Genomic DNA, 22,137 nt, shown 5'->3' with positions numbered 1-22,137 from the left:
CTCTTCCTTTCCGTCTCTTTACGAAAACGGCCCGCCCGATTATGCTTGTTATAGAAAATGGCGGAGGGGGTTTTCGATGAAAAGCTTGCTGACTTGTCTCAGCCTGATGGTACTCGGTATCGGAACCGCTTTATTCATCGGCTTTCATGATCGTTTCTCAACGGAAGAACCGTATTATGATGACGAACAGGAAGGCCTGAAAGATCAAATGGTTTTCAAATTCAGCCATGTCGTGGCTGAAAACACGCCTAAAGGGCGGGCGGCGAATAAATTTGCCGACCTGGTCTATCAAAAGTCCGGCGGCACCATTAAAGTAGAGGTATTTCCAAACGGGAGTCTCTATTCAGATAATGAAGAAATAAACGCCCTCCAAAACGGGGACGTGCAATTCATCGCTCCCTCCACCTCAAAGCTCGGATCACTGTCTCCCGAATGGGGTGTTTTGGATCTGCCGTACGCGTTTACAAACTATAAAGCCGTGCAAGAAGGCCTCAACGGCAAAATCGGCACGCGCCTGTTCGCTTCTTTAGAAAAGCATCATTTGAAAGGACTGGCGTACTGGACGAACGGGTTTAAGCAGCTCACGTCAAATAAAGGGCCGATCTTCACTCCGGACGATTTGAAAGGGCAGGCGCTCAGGATCATGCCGAGCAGCGTGATCGAAGACCAGTACCGCCTGCTCGGCGCGCACCCGCGGCAGGATTCCTTTAATTCCACGTTTCAGCTCTTGGAAAGCAATCTCGTAGACGGAGAGGAAAATACGATTTCAAATATCTATTCTAAAAAATTTTATAATGTTCAAGATTATTTGACAATCAGCAATCACGGGTACCTCGGTTATGCCGTGATGACCGACGAGCATTTCTGGAATTCACAGACAGAAAAAACGAGAACCATCTTAACGGAGGCGATGAGAGAAACGACGGAATGGAACGAAGCCTCCGCTGAGAAAATGAATAAAGACCAGCTTGAAGAGATAAAGAAGAATTCATCCATTCATATTCATGTGCTGAGCAAAGCGGAAAAGAACACATGGATGAAACGCCTCGACCCGATTTACGGACAATATGAACAGGTGATCGGCCGCAGGCTTGTGCAGGATTTGTTATCCTTGCGCCGCGAGCCTTAGCAGGACCAATACGCCCATCTCCGTTTCATCCCTTTTCCCGCCGGGGAAGTAAATAGGGACAGAGCAAAAAAGGAGATGGAGACATGTTTACACATACGAAAAAACTGCAGCATCCGGCTAAACCGGATCGTCCTGACCCGCTGTTCGCAAAAAAGATGCAGGAAATTTTAGGGGGACAATACGGGGAAATATCCGTCGCCATGCAATATTTGTTCCAAGGATGGAATACACGGGGCAATGAAAAATATAAGGATCTTCTGATGGATACCGCGACGGAAGAAATCGGCCATGTCGAAATGATCGCGACGATGATTGCGAGACTGTTAGAAGACGCCCCGCTGGCAGAGCAGGAAAAAGCGGCTGATGATCCGGTCATCGGGTCCATTTTAGGCGGGATGAACCCGCATCATGCCATTGTCTCAGGACTCGGCGCAATGCCGGAGAGCAGCACGGGCGTTCCGTGGAGCGCAGGCTATATCGTCGCAAGCGGAAACCTTCTGGCAGACTTCCGCGCCAATCTGAACGCCGAATCACAAGGAAGGCTTCAAGTCGCACGCCTGTATGAAATGACCGATGATAAAGGCGTGAAAGATATGCTCAGCTTTTTATTGGCCCGCGATACCATGCATCAAAACCAATGGCTTGCGGCCATTAAAGAATTAGAAGAACAGGAAGGTCCGATCGTTCCTTCCACATTCCCGAAGGCGCTGGAAAAACAGTCATTCTCCCATAAGCTTATTCATTTCTCAGATGGAGCAGAAAGCGCTGAACAAAATTGGCTGAAGGAAACAGCGCCGGACGGAGAACCTTTTGAATACGAAAAGGAACCGAAAGCGCACGGCGAAATAGCTAAGCTGGACCCCGTCCCGCCGTATGTCCACAACACGCTTCCCGGACGAAAATAAAAAAGCCTCTAAAGGGGCTTTTTTTTATGTGCGCACAACTGTCCAATCCGGTTCGTATCGGATGTCCGGGTGATGTAACAGCTCGTGAATGACAGGTTCATCCCCCTCGTACAGCATCACTTCTATTGAAAGAATCGCAGCCTTCTGCTCGTTTTCTTCGTATATGCGGTCATGTTCGTTCTCCATAAAATCATCATAGGCCTGTCTGTTCTCCCAAACGCTGATGATCTCTGCGATGAACAGGCCGTCTGCGTTTTTCCGCCAGCCGCCGGCCTGTTTGACGAAGCCATTTACACAGGATAATGCTCCCCACCTTGACTGTGCTTGCCCAAATGCTTCAGCGTTTGCAGCGTCTGTTTCACATACAATCTTTTTGATCAGCATGACAGTTCCTCTGTGATGACTGTTTTCGCATGCGTATGCTCGACACAGAGATTCACGGTTCTGACGTAAGAGCGGGTGCGGTGAATCGTGCCTTTCGGGATGAGCAGGCTGTCATTTGCTTTGAGCACTGCGGTTTCTTTGTCCTTAAAATCGATCAGCAGCTCACCTTCCAGAACGATGAACCATTCATCTGAGTCAGGGTGATGGTGCCAGTCATATTCTCCCGTAAACACTGCGAGGCGCACACAGTGGTCATTGATCTCCGCGATTGAAAAATTGGCGTGTTTTTCTTTGACTTTATTGGCGATAGCGAGCAAATTCAGCATGTCAGACACGAGTGAAAAACCCCTTTTTCATTTTATTGTATCGTAACGGCGACTCAGATCAAGATTTTCCCAAAATAAAAAGCGATCCAGCTGATGTGCCGGATCGCTTTTGATCTGCAGGTTGTCTGCCTTTTATGCTTTTATTAGCTGCTTCGTCTGTTTCCGCCTTTTTGGCCGATTTCCTTATAAAAATCTTTGTCATGATTTTTGCTTGTAGCTTCTCCGCCTTTTTGGCCGATTTCTTGATAGAATTCCTTGTCATGGTTATTGCTTGTGGCTTCTCCGCCTTTTTCACCGATTTCCTGATAGAATTCTTTGTCGTGATTTTTGCTTGTGGCTTCTCCGCCTTTTTCACCGATTTCCTGATAGAATTCTTTGTCGTGATTTTTGCTTGTGGCTTCTCCGCCTTTTTGACCAATTTCCTGATAGAATTCTTTGTCATGGTTATTGCTTGTAGCTTCTCCGCCTTTTTTACCTGCTTCTTCTCTGCTCATTTTGTTATTATCTTGTGCCATTTTTGAATTCCTCCTTTAATTGGTGTTGGTTGTTGGTTTCCCGATTTCAGAACTGATAAACAAAGAAAACACATTGAATGTGTTTTCGGGTGGTTTTTTATCATTCTGTATCCTTCATGCGTTTTAGAATCCGGCGTTTCTTATAAAGCATGATGCCTGTTTCCGCGATGCTTTCTAAAGCTGAACGGTTGGCGGACGCGCCGAAGATGATGCCTGCGGCCGGAACCATTTGCAGCAGTTTTTTCGCGGCGAACGTATCGCGGTAGCTGTAAACGACTTCCCGCCAGCCTTGGATTTGCGAGGCGACGCGCTGATAGGTTTGGTCGTTTTGATCATATTGCCGTAAATCTTGCAGGATCGCTTTTTTTCCGATGACGTCACTGGATGCAAGCTGAAGCAATTTGACGATAAACACGCGTTCTTTTTTGTCTTTCGGATCAAAGCCGTAAGCAACCGCGATGTCTTGCAGCGTCTTTAAGGACAGGCCGAGCATCGCCGGAATGTCTGCCGCAAGCGTAAACACGCCGCCGACTCCCGTTGCGGCTCCCTGCACCGTCGCGGCCTTTACGCTTGTACGCGCTATGGCTTCTGCGATTTCGTCCATGACGGCAAGCGGCGCATTGCGGATGTCGTGAAGCGTTTGACATGTACCGTGCGGCAGCCGTTTTTGAAACTTTTTCATGATGCGCTTTTCTGATGTAAGGTACTGTCCGCCTGACTGAATAAACGTTCCCGTTTCATCGAGAATGAGTCCGATTTTCCTCTGAATAAATTGCGGTGTCAGCTTGTCCAAAAGCTGAAACGGCAAGCGGGTGAATGTTTGCCAGAACATCGCCCTCTGCTGCGCCTTTTCCCATTTTTGAATGTCTCTCAGTTGTCTTTCCAGGTCTGTCCGTTCTTCTGTCACCCGTCCTGCACGTCCTTTCTGATTTCTTTCTACATAGTATACCTTTATGGCGTTTTCTTTTTACACCCGGCCGGACTTTTTATCCGGAAAACATTCCATTGATTAATTTTCTTCAAATTCTATATATTGTATAATTTTGAATAATACGATTGAAGGAGAATGTTGAATGCAATGGATTTATTTAAGTTTAGCGATCATTTTTGAAGTATTGGGTACGGTCAGCATGAAATTATCAAATGGATTTACAAAACTTGTTCCAAGTATTTTATTGTTATTGTTTTATATCGGCAGCCTTTGTTTTCTTACTTTGACTTTGAAATATATAAGTGTCTCCATCGCGTATGCGGTCTGGTCGGGAATGGGGATCGTGCTGATTTCCGCGATCGGAATTTTTTTCTTTCATGAACAGTTCTCTGTTATAAAAGCTGTCTCTGTTCTTCTGATCATCATCGGTGTCGTTTCCTTAAACTTTATTTCTGAAAGTGAAACGTCATCAAACGGCATCAGCGTTCATACGGACAGAAATAGATGATGAAAGGGTTAAAGGTTCTCTTCCTCATTACAGATATTGGATTTATCATTTATTGGATTGTTACTTTTTTTGAGTGGATTCCAAAAAACATGGCGTTTAAAGATTATGATAACGCCATGATAATGGCCTGGAACTGGTCATTCTTTCCCCTAGATATTTTCATTTCATTGACCGGGCTGTACAGCTTGTTTCTTTATAAACGGAAACATGCATTATGGCGCCCTTTCGCATTAATATCACTTGTGCTGACCTTTTGTTCAGGCCTGCAAGCGATTGCCTTTTGGGTATTTATCGGTGATTTTGATCTGATGTGGTGGGCATTCAATTTGTACTTGCTTCTTTATCCTTTATATTTTATTCGGAAATTGCTGGTCTCTCGTAAAAATAGCTGTCATTCTTTTTGATGAGGCGGTTTTCTTTTTCTTCAGGCGGGAAACACTTTTCATAAAGGAGTGATAGACATGCCTTGGTCTATGAAGGATTATCCGCAATCATGGAAGAATCTCGAGGAACCTGTGAAGAAAAAAGCGATCGAAATCGCGAATGCGATGGTAGATGAGGGTTATGAAGAAGGACGGGCTATTCCCATTGCGACAAGTCAGGCGAAAGAGTGGAAAAAAAGCGCTTCTAAGGAAGAAATCGATCAGCTGATGAAACACGATGATGAAACGAAACGCGGAAATTGAATCGGAATAAAGGAAAAACCCCGCTCTCAAGAGAACGAGGTTTTTCTGCTTATAAACCGTAATAATAAGATAATGTGGTGACTGAAACGTAGCCTGTCGCTCCTGCATACGTGACTTTCAGCCATTTATTAGAATTGGTGTAGTGGCCTTGAACATATTCTCCGGTGACCCAAGAACCTGTAATTTTTTTACCGCTTGAGAATGTTGTGATCGTTGAACAGCTGACCTTAGAGCATGAGCGCATATTAGCACCGTAAATACCGACTGTACCCCCGCTGGCTAAAATGGAAACGTCCGGTTCAGCTTTAGGTTTGAAAGCTGCTGCTGATGCAGAGCCGCCAAAAGCGAATAAAGAAACAGCAAAAATCATGGCTAAAGAAATGATCGACAAACGACGTACCAAGAAAATTCCCCCTCTTTTATCATATGGCTGGAAAGCTTTCCTGACGTTATTATACTTTTTTGCCCGGGAGACTGAAATAAGTCTAATGCTCCAACTTCTTTTCTTCGCAAGTGACCATGCCGATTCTTTATTTGATAAATAACAGCCGTTTATTGGACTGGAATCACTGATATATCGTTGATTCAAACGTTTATTCAGAGCAGCCGGAGTTTTTACGGAGGTCATTTGAATGGTACAGAAAGGTTTTATCTTCCAATGGAAAGAAACATTATTATTCTATTTACCCGGGAAAACGGAGGAAATACTGCGTCTTTTTCTCAGGATCAGTTGCACCGGACAGAAAGTTGTGAAGTGATATGAGCAAGTGTCCTCTTTTCACCTTTTTAAAAGAACGCTCAACGCATCCGCGCATGATCGGACGCGGAAACACGCTTTGCGAACGGCATCGCTTCTTTCCCGGAACGATGCCGTTTTCATTTTCGGACCTTTCTTCGGCGGGATACATACCATAGATAAAACAGGGCATCAATGTACCGGTTTATTGAACATAAAGAACTTGACATCTCATAATAGCGGATTTATGATGTAGATAAAATAATTTGCATCTAGGAAACTTTTTGTTATTTAGCTAAAAATCTATCAGAATTTAGGTGAGACATAATGAGCAAAGACATCTCAGCACAATCACTGCAAGCAAAAGCCGTGCAGGATGCACTTGACGGCAAAAGCAAGGGATTCAAGCGGCTTCTGCCTTTCTTAGGCCCAGCCTTTATCGCGGCGATTGCCTACATTGATCCGGGAAACTTCGCTACGAATATCTCAGCTGGTTCGAAATTTGGGTATATGCTGCTGTGGGTCATCCTCTTTTCAAACTTGATGGCTTTTTTAATCCAAGTTCTTTCCGCGAAGCTCGGCATTGCCACGGGTAAAAACCTTCCGGAAATCGCCAGAGACCGGTATCCGAAATGGGTATCCGCCGGGCTGTGGATACAGGGTGAACTGGTGATTATGGCAACTGACCTGGCAGAATTTATCGGGGCGGCGCTCGGGCTCAACCTGCTGTTCGGCATACCGATGGTTGAAGCGGCCATTATCGCGGCAATCGGATCATTCGCGATTTTAGAGCTGCAGCGCCGGGGTTACAGGGCGCTGGAAGCGGGCATCGCCGGACTTCTGTTTGTCGTGGTGATCGCCTTCGCTCTGCAAACCTTCTTTGCCAAACCTGACGCCGCCTCCGTTCTCGAAGGGCTGTTTATCCCGAAAATTGACGGAATGGACAGTGTGCTCTTGGCAACCGGTATACTCGGCGCAACCGTGATGCCGCATGCCATTTACTTACATTCCGCACTGACACAGCGCCGTGTCGTCGGAAAAACGGATAGTGAGCGGAAAAAGATTTTTAGATTTGAGACGATTGACATTCTCATCGCGATGGTGATCGCCGGGGCGATTAACGCAAGCATGCTCATCGTCGCTGCCGCGCTTTTCTTCAAGAACGGGCTGTATGTAGAAGATTTAGACGTGGCTTATCAGCAATTCGGCCACTATATCGGACCGGCTTCAGCCATTCTCTTCGGGATCGGGCTGCTGGCCGCAGGGCTTTCAAGCTCTTCTGTCGGCACATTGTCAGGCGATATTATCATGCAGGGCTTCATCCGTTACCGTATCCCGCTTTATTTGCGGCGTTTCATTACCATCATTCCGCCGATGATCATCATTATCTCGGGGGTCAACGCCACAGAAGCGCTCGTATGGAGCCAGGTCGTTCTTTCATTCGGCATCTCCTTTGCACTCGTGCCGCTGATTATGTTTACAAGCAACAAACGCCTGATGGGCGCCCTGACGAACCGAAAATGGGTGACGGCTCTCGCCTGGCTGATTGCGGTTTTGGTGATCGCGCTTAATCTGTTTGTGATCTACGATTCATTCCGTTAGAAAAAAACCGGCCATAGCGGCCGGTTTTTCTTTTGGCACCGGGTGCCGTTCGTATCTTTTTCCGGGCGTTTTTGGTATGATAGAAGAAAAATCGGAGTTTTGCTTATGTCAGTATTTATCCTTTTTTATCTGTGGATTGTGCCGATTGTCATCGGTATCTTCTGTTCTCTTTTTGCTTATCGGACAACGGGTAAGAAACGTCTGATTCCCGGCTTTGTGATGATCGCATTAAGTATCGTTTCCTTAATCACGGGGCTTTGGATCGGCGGGGTGAACTATCATGTGTTCATCGGAGGCATGTTTTTATTCGGTACGTTATTGGCCGGTTCCGCCTTCCCGTTTTTCTTCGCTCTTTCACGCAAACGAAAATAAACAGGCATGCTGCCTGTTTATTTTTTTACCTAAGCCTGCATTATAAAAACTGCTCCGATAATGTGATTCCGCCTCAAACAGCCTGTACATGCAGGCTCCAGCCCATGTTCTATTTCACAAAACTGCAGCTAAAATAAATCCTGCTAAAGAAGATTTTGAATTGCGAGAAAAATATCGTATTAAAATCCTATTTACCCAAAAAATACCTATTGATAGAATGGTATCTGAGAGGGAAAAATGTTCAAAGCGGATCATACAGGTCCCGCCTAAATACATAGTCTTTCATTTCTCTCTACACTACATTTCTAAAGGAGGATTTCCCATTAAACACGCAGCTAAAGGCATTCTGTTTGCCGCATCTTTAGCCCTTGTAACTACTGCTTTTGTCCCCGCATCCTTAGCTAAAGAAAATCATAATAATACTGCCAACGCCACTGGAACGACAAAATCATTTTTTTATCAGACTGATACGCAATTTTCCTACGGACTTAAAGCACAAAGCGATGCATCTGTGTCAAAACCAGTCAAAGATGCAATCAGAGAGGTGCTGAAAAATAAAACAAAATTATTCAATCTTGTTGAAAAATTAGCGGGAAAGAAAATAAGAAATGAACTCGAATCCGTTTTCAATCAACATATAGAACCGGTTTTAAAGAAAATGCTGAACGAGTATGTCGCCTTAAGCTGGACTGATGTGGAAAAGAATCTTTATCTCTCACTTAAAAAGTCCGGACTTTCTGACAGCCAGGCTAAAAACCTCGCTCATTTGACAACTTTAGCAATGAAAGCATTTTAAACTCATTCATCAATGATCAGCAGGAAAATACGTATGAAGTAATGCAAAGTGCTGTTAGATTCACTCTAATAGCACTTTTTCATTGGAGATGTCACATGACTGTCTTTTTTACTGTTTTGCTCACTTTCTTATGCTGCCTTGTGATTTCATCTCTTATTTTTATGATTCTATTAAAAAAGAGATCGTGGATACACCGCCAAACCGCTTAGCTCATACAGCATTCATAGGGCTTATTGGATTCTCCCTGTTCTTCGCTATAACTGTACCCAGCCTGATTATTTGTTTTGCAGCTGTAACAATACATCATTTTTTCGGAGATTACATCATATATGATTCTCTTTCAGACTTATACATATTTTCTGTCGTCGTCAGTATCTTAGCTTTAGTTTATATGCTTATCCTTACGGCAATTGTTAAAGGAATGACTCATGTTTTGACATTGCCTGCTTGGTCAGCCTATATCCTTGAATTCATTTTTGCATGGGCTGCTGTTTACTTCTCAGTTCAATACGTTTCCAATCATATCATTGAGAACATATCTATATTTCAAGGCGGAGAAGTGCTTCTTTCATTGTTCATCACTTTCTTATTTTCGGGATTGGATTTCCTTTTTACTAATTTGGATAAGATTTCAAAAGAGAAATTAGGCTAATAAGGGGGCAATGGGTATGAAGAGCATTAAATATATATCCTATTTTTCTATTTCTTTAGTTTTGCAGGTGGTATGGCTGCTACTAATAAAAGAAACCTCTAATCTATCTCTGATAGATATGATTACGGTGTCCTTTTTATTCACTCTCTTTATGTTCATCTTGGATCAAATTTTCAAAAAAAAGCGGACAAATTAGGGTCTGTTTTTTTATAATCCTAGGGCTTCTCTTTCATTTTGAAATTGTTCCGGATTTGGGGATGTTGCGGCGAACCGTTCATTAATGTTTAACACCGGCCTCTGTAAAATACTTCTCCTTTTATATAACATCCTGACTTCTCCGTCATATATTCAAATGAAAAAACGGCAAAAGGGAGTAATGAAACATGATATTGTTTATTGGCAAGTTCATGTTGCTCTTTTTATTCTGTTCGCTGGCATATTATTTGTTTAAAGTTGTTTATTACAATATAGGGAAGAACATTGCGCTTAAAACCCCGGAAGGGACAAAGACAAACCGGACGGCACGTGTGTTTGTCAAAAATGGAACTACACTGAATGATGGAGATTACTTTATGATCGCTGTTGTGACCGCTCTCTGGCTGTTCTTAAGATGAAACCGCGCTGATCCATCACGAGTTTTTTGATCAGCCATCGATCGCCAGCTGCGAATTTTACGATCTCCTTTACCGTTTCGCCAGATTTTAATACGATACACTTTCGATTGCGGTCCCCGTCCTCTAAGCTTCTAAGCGGGCTCGAACCGCTGACCTCTTCCTTACCATGGAAGAGGTCATTAAAGAAATAATCATCAATAAGAAAGCCTAAAAAAATAAACAGGCTTGCTGCCTGTTTATTTTTATTATAAGCGCCGGCTTCTTAAAACAGCCGTTTTAAGCTTTTCTTGAGTGACGGCATTTCGATTTTTTGGTTTTCAAAGAAGTTTTTCAGCATGTATTTGCTGAAGCCCTTCGCTTGGCCGTAAGTGATTTTTCCCGGAAGCGGCGGCTCGTCGCCGATGACGGCGTCGATGACGACCGGCTCATTTGAGTTGAGCGCTTCATGAAAAGCGGGAGCCAATTCCTCGTGTTTCGTCACTTTGATGCCTTTTGCTCCGCAGCTTTCTGCAAAAGCGGCGTAATCCATATTTTGCAGCTGGGTGACATAGTCAATGTTGCCTTTGACCCGCTGTTCATATTCAATCATGCCTAAATTTTCGTTGTTTAATATGACAACCGTAATCGGCAGTTTATATTTAACAGCCGTCGGCAGATCCTGCATCACCATTGAAAATCCGCCGTCTCCGCAAATGGCGATGGACTGCCGCTCAGGTTCGGCAAGGCTTGCGGCAATCGCTCCCGGAAGCCCGCATCCCATTGTGGCGAGCCAGCTTGAGACGATAAAGTCCTGCTTCTTCATTTTAAAATGGCGGGCCATCCACACCGTAACCGTTCCGACATCCACTGACAGGACGGCGTCCTCTGCGGCGGCATCCTGAAGCCGGGCAATGACCTGCTGCGGCTTGAGCGGATGAGTCGCTTCGGTTTCATCCTTCTCGATTTCCTTCCACCAATGCTTCATGTGCTCGGTGCAGGCGTCTAAAAATCTTCTGTCTTCTTTATATTCAATGTATTCCGTCAGCTCTTTCAGCCCCAGAGCCGCATCACTGACGATTCCCGCATTGACGGGATAGCGCTTGCCGATTTTCGCCGGATCCGAATCAAGCTGAATGGCAGGCGTATCGTCCGGGAGATAATCCCTGTATGGGAACGATGTGCCGAGCATGATCAGCAGATCGCATTCCTCCATGGCTTCGTAGGCGGGCTTTGTGCCGATTTGCCCGAGATTCCCGAGAAAGTGTGGATGGCTGTCAGGCACGACGCCTTTTGCCGGAAGGGTAATAACAATCGGGGCGGCCGCTTTATCGGCGAATGCGAGCAGCTCCTCTTTTGCCGATTTTAACCCTTGGCCGGCGAGAATGACCGGTTTTTTTGCGTTGTTAATATATTGCGCGCATGTGACGAGATGTTCTTTTTTCGGCTCTATATCGGCTTTGAGGTATATCGGCGATGTGTAAACCGGCTCCCGTTTGATTTTTTGCGCGAATAAATCATCAGAAACGGTTAAAACGGCAACGCCTTTTTTGCTGTAAGCCGTGCGGATCGCCTGATTCAGAAGATCGGGCAGCGCTTCCGCCGTATGTACTTGCTGGTTGAATACCGCCACGTCCTCAAACATTTGCTCTAATTTGATTTCCTGAAAGCTGTCACGGCCGATTTCATCGGAAGCCACCTGTCCCGCAATCGCCAGCACCGGAACGCCGTCCGCTTTGGCGTCGTATAAACCGTTCAGCAGATGAACGGCCCCCGGTCCTGCGATTGAAAGGCAGACACCGATCTGTCCGGTCAGTTTTGCCTCAGCGGCGGCAGCCAGGGCGGCGACTTCCTCGTGCCGGGTTTGGATGAATGTCAGGTTATTTCGTTCATGTCTCAGTTCTTCGATAAATTCATTAATGCTGTCTCCGGGAATGCCGTATATATGACCGACTCCCCATTGTTCAAGCAGCTCCGTCATTACGTGTCCTGCTGTTTTACTTGGCATACTGCATCCTCCTTTTACCTGTATTCATCCCCTTTTTCATACGGGTTGAAACACGGGCTATACTCTCAGCTTTTTTCTCAGCCGATCAAGGATGGATAACAAATTTCGGTCTTTAAGGACTGCCTTACGATTTGCCGCCCCATTGAGTCCGTCTTTTACTTGCCGTTTTCTGTTCGGCACCATGAACAGCGGCAGCCGGTTTGGGGGAAACCAGCGTAATGCGGCGGTTTCCGGCCCGTTCATCAGCGGTGTTCCTCCGGTAATGGCTCCGATGAATACATGCTGTGTATCTTCAAATGCCGGCCTTTCATACTCACCGGCTTTATGCAGGATGGTCACGTTATAACCGGTTTCTTCGAAGGACTCTCTGACGGCTGCGGCTTCAGGTATTTCACCTTCTGCGATCCTGCCCCCGGGCAAATCCCATAAGGGAATGTCTTTTCGTTTTACGAGCAATATGTCCCGCTCCTCATTTTGTATGATGACAAACGCGCCTTGTGCCATGTCGTCCTCCTTTACAAAAAAGACCGCGGCATTTTAGCCTGCGGTCTTTGCCGTTACTTTTTAAAATGATACGGCAGGGTGGCGACAATGATGTCCTTCTTCCAAAACAGCCGGACGCGGAGCAAGAAGGCTGATTGGTTGTGAAGGATGGTCTGCCAGCGTTTTTTCGTAATAAATTGCGGAAACAGCACCATCACGGAGAACTGTTCTTTTTTCGCTTTTTGTTCGACCGTTTCTAAAAACTTATCAAACGGGTGAACCAGACTGCGGTATGAGGAATGCAGGGTGACGAGGCGGACGCCGTTATGAAGCTCTTCCCAGCGCTTTTCCACCTTTTTTTCGTGTTCTCTGTCAAAGGAAACATGAACCGCAATGACCTGATCCGATAATGATTTCGCATACTGAATCGATTTTTGGACGACGGTGGTGACACCGGCGACAGGCACGATGACAACGGTTCCCTTGATTTCCTCAGGCTGCTGATCAACGACCCGCAGCTGTTCGCCGACCGCGGTGTAGTGATTTTTAATGACGAAAAACAGCATGACGACAGCAGGCATGAATAACAGCACCGGCCAGACAAGATTGAACTTCGTCGCGAATAAAATACACAGCACCATAAATGAAATGGCGGCGCCGCATGAGTTGATCAGCATTTTTACCGCCCAGCCCTTCGGCTTCTGCCTGATCCACTTGATGCACATTCCCGTCTGCGACAGCGTAAACGGAATGAACACGCCGACGGCATAAAGCGGAATTAAATGTTCCGTGCGGCCGCCGAATAAAAGAATGAGCAAGATGGACGCGATACCGAGAAAGATGATTCCGTTTGAAAATCCTAATCGGTCGCCTCGGACTGTAAACATTCTCGGCATATACTGATCACGCGCTAAATTAAACGCCAGCTGCGGAAAAGCGGAAAAGCCCGTATTTGCCGCAAGCACGAGAATCAGGGATGTCACGCCTTGAATGAAATAGTACACCGTATGCCGTCCGAAAGTTTCCGCTGCGATTTGTGAAATAACGGTCTCGTTAGGCTTCGGACCCGTGCCGTAGCCGTACGCCAGCACCGTAATCCCCGTAAATAAGATCGCCAGCAGAATCCCCATCATGGCCAAAGTGCGGGCCGCGTTTTTCGCCGGAGGATTTTTAAAGGCCGGGATCGCGTTTGAAATGGCTTCAACACCGGTCAGTGCCGAGCAGCCGGATGAAAAGGCCTTCAGCAGCAAAAACAGCGTGATGCCCGCTACGGGCGTGCCGATCGGTGTATGCTCGGCCGGATGAACCTGCCCCGTCATGAGCTTAAACAGTCCGACGACGATCAAAAGGACAAGCGCCGCCACAAACAGATAGACGGGATACGCCAAAATGGACGCCGACTCTGACAGTCCTCTCAAATTTAAAATCATAATCAGAATCACAAGCAAAACAGCAATGAGCAAATGATACGGGTGCAAAGCCGGAAATGCCGATGTAATCGCATCAGTTCCGGCAGAAATGCTTACCGCCACCGTCAGAATATAATCAACAAGCAATGAGCCGCCCGCAATCAGGCCCGGCTTCTCACCAAGGTTTTCTTTTGACACCATATAAGCGCCCCCGCCTTGCGGATAAGCGTAAATAATCTGTCTGTAGGACAGAATCAAAGCAAGCAGCAAAATGAGAACACCCGCTGCGATCGGAATGGAATACCAAAACGCGGCCGCGCTTACCGCAGCCAAAATGATCAGAATCTGTTCCGTTCCGTAAGCAACTGATGACAGCGCGTCTGAAGAAAGCATGGCGAGCGCCTTGAGTTTCGTGAGTTTCTGCTCTCCGGCCGCCTGTGATTTCAGCGGTTTCCCAATCAAAAATCTTTTGATTGAATGGTACATTTTTTGTCTTCCCCTTTTTTTCATTTTCCGTTTGATTTACAAACCCTTACTGCTATGATGTCTCCGAATAACGATTGCATGCCATATTTCAGCACAGCAAAAAGACACAGAGGCAAACGGATGCCCCTGCGCCATAATCGTGCACAGGTTTCATTCATCTCCTCTCATGAACGCTTACGAGGTTAGCTGTCGGATTCGGGCTGATGAGAGTTGGCCCTACCTGAAAAAGGATTCACCCCAAGCGGCATGACGCGCCGCAAATTGGTTCCCCCGCTCTGATTACAGATTAAGCGATATAGATTATAAAAGAGATCATACTCCCGTCCCGTTCAGTTGTAAAGGGGCTTTTATGCTGTTTCAAAAATAAAAAAATCACCGCCAAAAATGGAAATAAAAATACAAAAAAAGAGGCCTGTTAACGGCCTCTTTTTCCTTCATTACTCTTCACTTTTTTCATTGTCCGCTTTTCTTTTTTTCCTTCTTGCCGTCAGCCAGATCAGACCGGCCGCAATAATTATAAGCGCAGCGAAAACAGCGATATACGTGACGTTCAGTGCTGCGGAACGGCTTTTCGTATCAGGCGATGGACTGCTGTCGTCGGATTTGATTTGCTGATGGTTTGAAAACAGCTGCCGGCCGGCCGTTTCGTTAATGACGGTTGCGGCATCGCTTGTGCTGTCTAAAAAGCGGATCAGCTCTTTTGTGACAGACGCGCCGCTGCCTGATAACGGAGCAAAAACAGCGATGCTCCGGCCGGAGTCCCAAGGTGATTCCTGGGTAAACGCGACTTGTTTCGTTGTCTCATTCAGCATTTGAAACGAAGAAACATCGTACGCGCCGCTGCGGTCTGACGGCACGAGAAGCTTAGAGGCGTTTGATTTCAAAAGCGGAATTTGCGGCAGGCCTCCGATAAACACAACATTCCGGCCTTTGGCATCCGCTTCCTTCATGTCTGATGCCGTCTTTACGGTAAAGCCGTTTCCGAATGAATCCGCCACCAGAGAAAGTTCTTTCAGTGTCTGTATGTTTACGTCATCCGGGATGACGATCACTGTTTTCTCTTTCACGCCGCCCGCAAACGGGAGCGGCCATTGCCCGAAATCCGCTTTCTGCGCCGCATCACTTACCGGATACGTCAGCATGCTGCTTTTATCAATATAGACCCATTTATTTTCGTCACGGTCGATACACGGGTTGTTATGTTTCAAACCTGATGTGACAAATTGCAGATCAATGTACCTGCTGCTTCGCAAAAGCTTCGGATCAATCGGGATTGAGACGTGGTAAAAGCCGTCTTTATCTTGATTGCCGAGATCATCAAGACGCACCGCATTCGGCTGTCCGTTGACCATGACGTTCAGCTCCGCTCTCTCGGCGTCATTAGCTGAATCCGCCTTCGTCCGGATCGATTCCGACGTTTTTAATGTAAGTGAAAGCTTAACCTTACCGTCTTTATCAACAGCGGCCGCCGCAGGGTAAAAGAAGTGCTCTGACGCCGTTTTGTTTGATCCGACCGTTACATTTCCCGCGCCGAAGTCCTCTAATGTCAGTTTATTGCCTGTTTTTTCCGCAGCGGGCTGAAGGCGGCCGATTGTCAAAGTATCTCCGCCCAGCTGGCTTGAATAAGCGCTGTCTGTGATGACGCGGATTTTATCCGCCAGCGTTTTGTCTGAGTGCGCCGTGACAAACAGGACGGGCTGCCGTTTGTCCCCTGATGTCAGAACCCGTTCAGCGAGAAGGAGTTTGTTGTCTTCCGCTTTGAGGTTCCCGCGATCGAAAAGCTCTTTTATTTTCCCGTCCCAATGCTGATCAGCGCCGATGACAATTGACGGATTGCTGATTTTGCCGGCATCGGATTCTTTTACATAGGATACCTTCAGCCTGCTGTCTGCCGTTTTCAGAAATCCTTCTGTTTTGACTGCGGCTTCAGCTTCCGCCGAGGTCGGTTTGTCAGGAAGGATAATATCGGTTTCTTCACCCGTATTGCCTGATTGGGCAAACGGATACGGGAAATGGCCGAGATCCGCTCCCTTTGACTTGCTTGCTTCTGAAAGCACAAGGCGGCTGTCCGGATAAATTTTTATCCAGTTGCCTGACGTATCCTGCCTGACGCAGACGCCCTCTTTTAATACGCCGTAAAACCGTAATGATACATTGTGATAGCCTTGGGCGGATTGGCTTTTGCTGAGATTGAGCTTCACCGTTTTCCGCTTGGAGCTGCCGTCAAGCTTTATGGATTTGACGGGTTCATCATCAATGGCGATGGTTAAAGAAGACGGGGCAATTAATAAGTTTGACGCCTCGTAATCAATCAGAAGCGACTGATCGGCATTCGAAGCTCCCGCAGGAATCTGATAGGTCAGCTCTGAGCTGTCTTTCGCCCCGTACAGTGTCATCAGATCGCCAGTCAGCGCCTGCTGCTCTTTTGCGCCGGCGCTTGTCCCGAGGGCGGAACCGTCCGTTTTCAGCTCCCGGGCCGCGGCCGCCTGCCCGTTATACATCAATAGCAAAAGGCCGGTTATCAATATGATCGCTTTTTTCAAAAAGGTCACCCGCTTTTATTTTGATTGTATCGCTCCGTTTTGTACCACTTGACTTCCTGCTTGAACAAGCGGTGCTTGATCTCTGTGAATAATGACCAGATGACGAGCACGATCCAAGCCTGGGAGTATGTAAAGTACATCAGAAATACGATAAAGAAGTTTTGTTTGTTCATTTCTGTTTTTTCAATGCTCAAAGTAATCATGACCTCAGTCATAAACAGGAAAAAGGCCAGTATCCACAAAATCATCGCCAAAAACCCGACTGCCAGATGCAGGTCGTAAAAAAGATTGATGATAAAAATCGTGTTTGACATGATCACACCGAAGAAAAACAAAAAATACGTAAAAAAGAAATAAAACAGATCGAAGATGATCCGCTTGCGTTTCAGCTTGAAAAATTGGGATAAAAACTTAAGAACGACGTACTGGTTGCCGCGCGCCCATCTTGTCCGCTGACGCCACCAGACCTTCCATGTCTCAGGCTCCTGCTCCCATGTCACAGCCGCCGGGAAAAAGCGGATATGATAGCCAAGATTATACACGCGGATGGTCAGCTCGGTATCCTCCGCCAGCGCCTTATCATCCCAGCCGCCGAGCTGTTCGATAATGCTCCGCCTGATCGCGAAGTTCGTTCCCGGGATGGTGGCGATTTTGAACCATCTCCATCTGCCGCCCTGCGCCATCCACTGAAAACAGATGGTTTCAATATTGATAAACTTCGTCAGGATCGTTTTGGCCGCATTGATAACACGGAATTTCCCGACAACCGCTCCCGCTTTCTCATCATTCATCAGACCGAGAACCAGGTAGTACACCGCCATTTTTTCCGGCGTATTGTCCGCATCATACACGCAGATCACGTCTCCGTTCGATTCCGCGAACCCTGAGTTCAGCGCCGAAGATTTTCCTTTTCCGGCGTTAGGGGGCTTTGTGATAACCATTTTAATGAAGTCATACTGACGGGAAAATTCATTGACGATATCTCCCGTCCGGTCGGAGGAATTATCATTAACGACAATGATCTCAAGCCTGTCTTTCGGATAATACAGATTCACCATCGCCTTCAGCGTCTGCCTGATGACGACCTCCTCGTTATGCGCGGGAATGAGCACGCTGACCTTCGGGAGCTCCCCCATCTTTGCGCGCCATTTCGGAATGTTCCGTTCGAAGGTCATATAATGCCTGAATCCGCCCTGCATCAGAAACATGTGATAGAGAAGCATCACCCATATTAAACTTAATGAGATAAAAAACAGAATGTTACTCAAGGCTTCTTCTCTCCTTAAAGATTCGTTTTTTTAATGTGGCGCGCAAATAAAGGACGTAGCAGGCGAACATGATGATAAACAATAACACCACGCCGGAGAGAATCCAAAGCGCTTTTTCCAGAGGCGTCTGCTGATGATGATTGAAAAAGGCCGTTACCGGATGAATCTTGTTTTCCACATGAATGGTTCCGTCTCCGTCCGTTTTGATCCTGACGCTGTCCGACGTTACCGTTTGCTTCGTTTTCTTCAGATCGAGCCACTCGCCGCCGGGAATCCGCTCCATCTGATTGACGAGCTCGGGGAGGTATTTCATGCCGAGATACGGATGGTAGAAACCGCCCGCCGTTCCGCCGCCGAAATCAATCATCTGCGAAATATGATTTTCCATATCTCCGAGCGGATTTTCCTTTGAGTTATCGGCATAACCGATTGTTTCAGGGTACAGCGTCATCCCGTCCAGCATAGCAGGCTTTGAGACGAACGGAGGGGCGCCCGAGGTTTTCCACGTCGTGCCGCTGAGCTGCACTTGTCCGAAAATGCTGGAGAAATAAGAAGATGCGATTTTGTAGCCTTCTTCAGACATCGTGTAGTGCGGCGCTTCGAATGACAGCGGGTAAAGGCCGAGCTCTGTCAGATCGTCAATCGCCTGCTCCAGCTTCGTTCTCGTGTAGATGTTTTCTTTTTCACGAAAAGGCTTCACATACGCCCGGTACGCTTTTTCATTCGGAAAATCCTGTTCCTTTTCAAGCTTGACCGGAGTATCATCCGCATTTTCTGACGTAATCGGCTGATCCGCTTTGGCATCCCAAAATTCAAAGCCTTCTCCCGTTTCGCTGTATCGGTATGCGTGCGTGTAGCCGTGAATAATGATGCTGCCGCCCATTTGCTGAAGTTTTTTCAGGACGCTGACCATTTTCGGCTTGTCCGCCAGGTATACTTTTTCTCCGTTTTCCGGATTGAGATAGACCGGAATGACCGCCAGAATAAACGGAATGTGTCTTTTATGCAGGTAAGCGCCCGCTTCGTAAAGCAATGTTTCATCTGACATCGGACTGATGTCTTCAAGCCGCAAATAAAGGAGGGTGCCGCCCTCTGATTCTCCGAATGCGTTGCGCATCGCTTTCGCCGTCAGAAACGAATCATTTAACAGGCTCGTCACACCGAAATAATAGTCAGAGCGCGCCGTTTTCCACATAAAAGGGCGGGTGCTGCCGTCACCGGACCGGTATGTATAAAGGGACTTTCCTTTTACTCCCGATACGCCGAGCACGGACATCCCTTTTTCAAGCGGCATGTCTGTTTTTTCTTTCTTGCTGTAAATGCGGTATACCGTTTCTTTTTCTGTCAGGGACAACCCCGCAAATTGGCGGAACTGTCCGGCGTTATAGCCGATGCTGATAAGCTGCTGCGGCATGCTGCTGATCAGTGACACAAATGATGTGCTGAGCTTTTTTTTCGTGACACCGTAATAGATGACGCGCCGATTCTTTTTGAGGTCCGCGGCTGTGATGTCTCCGTCGCTTTTCACGGTCACGGCGGATGAGAAATGGCCCGCGGTCAGATCAAGCATTTTGACTTCAGCGGTTTCTTTGCCGTCCGTGCTTGTATAAATAATGAGAATGCCGTCCTTTTTGTCTTTTGCTTCCGCCGGACGGGGAACATAAACCGCCGAAATCATGAAGAGCGCCGAGAGTAAGAGACGTATCCATTTAGAGTTCATTCATCATCATCTCGTTTTCCAGTTCGTTTAAAAATTGCTCGGCCGTTTGTAAATCTTTTCGGTACGCCAAGTAACATACACGGAAGGTGATGGAGACGTATTTACCGTTTTGCAGCTGGTACGTATCCAATTCCTTTTTCAGCTTCGTCAGAACGGCCGGCATGTTTTCTTCAGGCGTATGGGTCAGCACGATGCCGAACCGTTCGGCGGACGGCCTGAATTTTTTGTCTGTTTCCCGAACGCTTGACCGGATTTGGCGGCTGATAAACGCCAGCAGCCGATCGGTCTCTTTTTCTCCGTACAGGGATTTGAATTCCTTGAAATAATGCATGTGCAGCAGCAAAAAGACGAAGGAATTGCCGTAGCGTTCCGCCCGCTTGATCTCCTCGGAAAGCTCCAGCTTCATCCGCAGATGGTTGTCAAAGCCGGTCACCCTGTCGACGGCGACAAAGCTCGTAATCTCTTCACGCAGCTGTTTCACTGAGCGCTCAAGCCCCTTCGCCAACTCGTGAATCCTTCCCGCTATGTAAGAAAAGAGCAGCAGCGCAATCCCCCAAATGACCAGCACCTGCAGACTTTCGGCACCGGCAGACGCCATAAAACTCCCGGTCTGAAACCACAGGAGCAGGCTGCCGAGAACAAATAAGACGAGTAAGGTGATGACGAGCGCGTAGATTGCCCCGAACCATATGCCGGCTCCCGCAACAAGCAATGTGATGCAGGTTATCAGAAGCCCTGCGGATTGCTGAGACGCATAGTAAATAAAAAAAGACAGCAGCACCAGCATAACTGCTGTGTAGCTGCACAGTTTTTGTGATTCATTGAATGATATTTTCATTAAACAATTTCCTTTCAGCCAGAAGCGGCAGCAGGTTATCGAAAGAATGTGTATCGCTCCCGCTCATATAGCCGCCGTAATCGGGTTTCAGCGTGTCCAGTGTTTCAAATGAAGTCATTCTTTCATAAAGCGGCTTGATGACAGCCGGATCAGCTTTTTGTTCTGCTAAAAAAAGAACGGCCAGGGCGTAAACGGACGGTGATTCGTACTGAACCGCCGGCTCCTTCGTGTCTGCGCTGTATCGTCCGTACAGCTGTCCGCGCGACTTCCATTCTTCTGTGATCCATTTTGACAGCGCGGCGGCCTTGTCATCGCCCCGCTTCAGATTCACGGCGGCGTACAGCTGGTCGATGACATTCACTTCGCTGTCATATTTGTATTCCTTTGTTTCGGTATTGAATGATTTCGGCAGAAAACCATTTTTCAGGGGCGCAAGATTGAGAACATCAAGGTTCCGGTTTTCCGTTTTCTCATCGATAATCCCCTTTTCTCTGAGCATCTGTAAGGCGCCGGGGTCAACATAGGACAACGTCACGGTCTTTGATGCGGCATTTGAAGCGGCATCATAATAATCCGTAAAATACCCGTCATTCGTATTGTATTTTTCCAGCGCCTTCCCGATCTGCACCGCTGTTTTCCCGTATTCACTGTTTCCCCACAGGGTTCCGGCCTCATTCAGACAGTTCATGATTCTGAAATCGTCAATTAAGGCATTGGTGCCGCTCGCTTTATTCCCGTCAATCTTCCACGACACGAGCCCGTTTTTCGTCAGAAACGAATCGGTGAGAAGCTGATATTGCGATTGAAACTGCCGTTCATCTTTCCTGTTCAGCAAAAATGCCATCCATAGTCCGAGAGACTCTGATAAATATTCCGGCTCACCGGATATGTTCGTCCGGATCATCCCCCGCCCGTTCATCAATTTATGATAAATAAAATGCTCTGCGGGCTGAAGCGGTCCGGACGGTCCGGACGGTTCGGCTGCCGCCTGTTTTTCAGTGCCGGCCACCGCGCACCCCGCCGTCAGAACGATCGAAATCAAAAGGAGCATCAGACGAAAAACGATTTGCTTCACAGTCCATCCTCCTATTTTATAAACCCTTTTTTAGACCCATATCTTATTTTTTCACAAAGTATTTTCACTATAAAGGAAACGATAAAAGAATACTAGCATTTTTTCACATTGGAAAATTTTAAATGAAAGCGCCGCCTCTCACCTTTTCCCTCTTCACATGGATCGTATTCCCATT

The 22,137-nt window shown here is 46.9% G+C and carries 21 protein-coding genes, 2 pseudogenes and 1 riboswitch; of the genes and pseudogenes, 10 read left to right on the top strand and 13 right to left on the bottom strand.

What is annotated here, in order from left to right:
• Positions 1 to 76 precede the first annotated feature (76 nt).
• Positions 77 to 1,129 carry a TRAP transporter substrate-binding protein gene (locus tag ACWJJ5_RS13665; protein ID WP_182069752.1) on the top strand — a complete coding sequence of 351 codons (1,053 nt, stop codon included), beginning with the start codon at positions 77 to 79 and terminating at the stop codon, positions 1,127 to 1,129.
• A gap of 83 nt (positions 1,130 to 1,212) precedes the next feature.
• On the top strand, positions 1,213 to 2,034 hold the full coding sequence (locus ACWJJ5_RS13660; protein WP_003156225.1) for a manganese catalase family protein: 822 nt from the start codon (positions 1,213 to 1,215) through the stop codon (positions 2,032 to 2,034).
• Positions 2,035 to 2,058: 24 nt separating this feature from the next.
• Here the strand turns inward: ACWJJ5_RS13660 and ACWJJ5_RS13655 are convergent, their stop codons facing one another.
• From ACWJJ5_RS13655 to ACWJJ5_RS13640, 4 genes are all read right to left on the bottom strand, one after another.
• Positions 2,059 to 2,418 (bottom strand): YdbC family protein, encoded by a 360-nt coding sequence (locus ACWJJ5_RS13655; protein WP_077721829.1) that lies wholly within the window; start codon positions 2,416 to 2,418, stop codon positions 2,059 to 2,061.
• Positions 2,412 to 2,753 (bottom strand): cupin domain-containing protein, encoded by a 342-nt coding sequence (locus ACWJJ5_RS13650; protein ID WP_077721828.1) that lies wholly within the window; start codon positions 2,751 to 2,753, stop codon positions 2,412 to 2,414. The genes ACWJJ5_RS13655 and ACWJJ5_RS13650 overlap by 7 nt, the downstream gene beginning before the upstream one ends.
• A gap of 134 nt (positions 2,754 to 2,887) precedes the next feature.
• On the bottom strand, positions 2,888 to 3,259 hold the full coding sequence (gene gsiB, locus ACWJJ5_RS13645; protein ID WP_012116853.1) for a glucose starvation-inducible protein GsiB: 372 nt from the start codon (positions 3,257 to 3,259) through the stop codon (positions 2,888 to 2,890).
• 100 nt (positions 3,260 to 3,359) lie between these two features.
• Entirely contained in the window at positions 3,360 to 4,166 is an 807-nt protein-coding gene (locus ACWJJ5_RS13640; RefSeq protein WP_173613247.1) for an EcsC family protein, read from the bottom strand.
• A 166-nt stretch (positions 4,167 to 4,332) separates the two neighbouring features.
• Here ACWJJ5_RS13640 and ACWJJ5_RS13635 point away from each other — a divergent pair, with 166 nt between their 5' ends.
• The 3 genes and pseudogenes from ACWJJ5_RS13635 to ACWJJ5_RS13625 all read left to right on the top strand — a co-directional run.
• Positions 4,333 to 4,698: a DMT family transporter gene (locus ACWJJ5_RS13635; RefSeq protein WP_007609539.1), complete on the top strand. Its 366-nt coding sequence runs from the start codon at positions 4,333 to 4,335 to the stop codon at positions 4,696 to 4,698.
• Positions 4,695 to 5,102 carry a DUF5360 family protein gene (locus tag ACWJJ5_RS13630; protein ID WP_025853738.1) on the top strand — a complete coding sequence of 136 codons (408 nt, stop codon included), beginning with the start codon at positions 4,695 to 4,697 and terminating at the stop codon, positions 5,100 to 5,102. The genes ACWJJ5_RS13635 and ACWJJ5_RS13630 overlap by 4 nt, the downstream gene beginning before the upstream one ends.
• A gap of 57 nt (positions 5,103 to 5,159) precedes the next feature.
• Positions 5,160 to 5,375, top strand: a pseudogene (locus ACWJJ5_RS13625) (DUF2188 domain-containing protein); the annotation flags it as partial.
• Positions 5,376 to 5,433: 58 nt separating this feature from the next.
• On the opposite strand, the gene ACWJJ5_RS13620 reads toward ACWJJ5_RS13625, so the two are convergent.
• Positions 5,434 to 5,787, bottom strand: coding sequence for a hypothetical protein (locus tag ACWJJ5_RS13620; RefSeq protein ID WP_007410203.1), 354 nt, complete (start codon positions 5,785 to 5,787; stop codon positions 5,434 to 5,436).
• A 657-nt stretch (positions 5,788 to 6,444) separates the two neighbouring features.
• Here ACWJJ5_RS13620 and ACWJJ5_RS13615 point away from each other — a divergent pair.
• The 5 genes and pseudogenes from ACWJJ5_RS13615 (at position 6,445) to ACWJJ5_RS13595 (ending at position 10,156) form a co-directional block, all read left to right on the top strand.
• Complete coding sequence (locus ACWJJ5_RS13615) at positions 6,445 to 7,722, top strand: Nramp family divalent metal transporter (protein WP_088005335.1); 1,278 nt, start codon at positions 6,445 to 6,447, stop codon at positions 7,720 to 7,722.
• Between the two features lie 105 nt (positions 7,723 to 7,827).
• Positions 7,828 to 8,094 carry a hypothetical protein gene (locus tag ACWJJ5_RS13610; RefSeq protein WP_015416855.1) on the top strand — a complete coding sequence of 89 codons (267 nt, stop codon included), beginning with the start codon at positions 7,828 to 7,830 and terminating at the stop codon, positions 8,092 to 8,094.
• A gap of 88 nt (positions 8,095 to 8,182) precedes the next feature.
• Entirely contained in the window at positions 8,183 to 8,890 is a 708-nt protein-coding gene (locus ACWJJ5_RS13605; protein ID WP_454022469.1) for a hypothetical protein, read from the top strand.
• A gap of 95 nt (positions 8,891 to 8,985) precedes the next feature.
• Positions 8,986 to 9,542, top strand: a pseudogene (locus tag ACWJJ5_RS13600) (hypothetical protein).
• A gap of 383 nt (positions 9,543 to 9,925) precedes the next feature.
• Positions 9,926 to 10,156 carry a hypothetical protein gene (locus ACWJJ5_RS13595; RefSeq protein ID WP_101562719.1) on the top strand — a complete coding sequence of 77 codons (231 nt, stop codon included), beginning with the start codon at positions 9,926 to 9,928 and terminating at the stop codon, positions 10,154 to 10,156.
• Positions 10,157 to 10,418: 262 nt separating this feature from the next.
• On the opposite strand, the gene ACWJJ5_RS13590 is transcribed toward ACWJJ5_RS13595, so the two are convergent.
• The 8 genes from ACWJJ5_RS13590 to ACWJJ5_RS13555 all read right to left on the bottom strand — a co-directional run bounded on the left by ACWJJ5_RS13590 (position 10,419) and on the right by ACWJJ5_RS13555 (position 21,962).
• Positions 10,419 to 12,140, bottom strand: coding sequence for a pyruvate oxidase (locus ACWJJ5_RS13590; RefSeq protein ID WP_014416943.1), 1,722 nt, complete (start codon positions 12,138 to 12,140; stop codon positions 10,419 to 10,421).
• 57 nt (positions 12,141 to 12,197) lie between these two features.
• Complete coding sequence (locus tag ACWJJ5_RS13585; protein WP_454022468.1) at positions 12,198 to 12,644, bottom strand: NUDIX hydrolase; 447 nt, start codon at positions 12,642 to 12,644, stop codon at positions 12,198 to 12,200.
• A gap of 53 nt (positions 12,645 to 12,697) precedes the next feature.
• Entirely contained in the window at positions 12,698 to 14,518 is a 1,821-nt protein-coding gene (locus ACWJJ5_RS13580) for an APC family permease (protein WP_003156252.1), read from the bottom strand.
• Positions 14,519 to 14,674: 156 nt separating this feature from the next.
• A riboswitch (cyclic di-AMP (ydaO/yuaA leader) is annotated at positions 14,675 to 14,821 on the bottom strand.
• A 134-nt stretch (positions 14,822 to 14,955) separates the two neighbouring features.
• Positions 14,956 to 17,061, bottom strand: coding sequence for a cellulose biosynthesis cyclic di-GMP-binding regulatory protein BcsB (locus ACWJJ5_RS13575; protein WP_102422346.1), 2,106 nt, complete (start codon positions 17,059 to 17,061; stop codon positions 14,956 to 14,958).
• Between the two features lie 5 nt (positions 17,062 to 17,066).
• A complete protein-coding gene (locus ACWJJ5_RS13570; RefSeq protein ID WP_454022467.1) occupies positions 17,067 to 18,329 on the bottom strand; it encodes a glycosyltransferase family 2 protein in 1,263 nt (420 codons plus the stop codon).
• Positions 18,322 to 20,049 carry a DUF2334 domain-containing protein gene (locus tag ACWJJ5_RS13565; protein WP_063174379.1) on the bottom strand — a complete coding sequence of 576 codons (1,728 nt, stop codon included), beginning with the start codon at positions 20,047 to 20,049 and terminating at the stop codon, positions 18,322 to 18,324. The genes ACWJJ5_RS13570 and ACWJJ5_RS13565 overlap by 8 nt, the downstream gene beginning before the upstream one ends.
• Positions 20,039 to 20,887, bottom strand: a complete 849-nt coding sequence (locus tag ACWJJ5_RS13560; RefSeq protein WP_063174378.1) for a diguanylate cyclase domain-containing protein — start codon at positions 20,885 to 20,887, stop codon at positions 20,039 to 20,041. Before ACWJJ5_RS13560 ends, ACWJJ5_RS13565 begins: the two co-directional genes overlap by 11 nt.
• On the bottom strand, positions 20,868 to 21,962 hold the full coding sequence (locus ACWJJ5_RS13555; protein WP_278071575.1) for a lipoprotein YdaJ: 1,095 nt from the start codon (positions 21,960 to 21,962) through the stop codon (positions 20,868 to 20,870). The genes ACWJJ5_RS13560 and ACWJJ5_RS13555 overlap by 20 nt, the downstream gene beginning before the upstream one ends.
• Positions 21,963 to 22,137: the final 175 nt, after the last annotated feature.

Source organism: Bacillus sp. JK74, assembly GCF_053663395.1.
This window is presented reverse-complemented; position numbering and strand designations above follow the sequence as displayed.

Coding starts and splice junctions, on each gene's coding strand:
- ACWJJ5_RS13665 (WP_182069752.1), top strand. CDS start 77: ATGAAAAGCTTGCTGACTTGTCTCAGCCTGATGGTACTCGGTATCGGA.
- ACWJJ5_RS13660 (WP_003156225.1), top strand. CDS start 1,213: ATGTTTACACATACGAAAAAACTGCAGCATCCGGCTAAACCGGATCGT.
- ACWJJ5_RS13655 (WP_077721829.1), bottom strand. CDS start 2,418: ATGCTGATCAAAAAGATTGTATGTGAAACAGACGCTGCAAACGCTGAA.
- gsiB (WP_012116853.1), bottom strand. CDS start 3,259: ATGGCACAAGATAATAACAAAATGAGCAGAGAAGAAGCAGGTAAAAAA.
- ACWJJ5_RS13635 (WP_007609539.1), top strand. CDS start 4,333: ATGCAATGGATTTATTTAAGTTTAGCGATCATTTTTGAAGTATTGGGT.
- ACWJJ5_RS13630 (WP_025853738.1), top strand. CDS start 4,695: ATGATGAAAGGGTTAAAGGTTCTCTTCCTCATTACAGATATTGGATTT.
- ACWJJ5_RS13610 (WP_015416855.1), top strand. CDS start 7,828: ATGTCAGTATTTATCCTTTTTTATCTGTGGATTGTGCCGATTGTCATC.
- ACWJJ5_RS13605 (WP_454022469.1), top strand. CDS start 8,183: ATGCAGGCTCCAGCCCATGTTCTATTTCACAAAACTGCAGCTAAAATA.
- ACWJJ5_RS13595 (WP_101562719.1), top strand. CDS start 9,926: ATGATATTGTTTATTGGCAAGTTCATGTTGCTCTTTTTATTCTGTTCG.
- ACWJJ5_RS13590 (WP_014416943.1), bottom strand. CDS start 12,140: ATGCCAAGTAAAACAGCAGGACACGTAATGACGGAGCTGCTTGAACAA.
- ACWJJ5_RS13585 (WP_454022468.1), bottom strand. CDS start 12,644: ATGGCACAAGGCGCGTTTGTCATCATACAAAATGAGGAGCGGGACATA.
- ACWJJ5_RS13580 (WP_003156252.1), bottom strand. CDS start 14,518: ATGTACCATTCAATCAAAAGATTTTTGATTGGGAAACCGCTGAAATCA.
- ACWJJ5_RS13565 (WP_063174379.1), bottom strand. CDS start 20,049: ATGAACTCTAAATGGATACGTCTCTTACTCTCGGCGCTCTTCATGATT.
- ACWJJ5_RS13560 (WP_063174378.1), bottom strand. CDS start 20,887: ATGAAAATATCATTCAATGAATCACAAAAACTGTGCAGCTACACAGCA.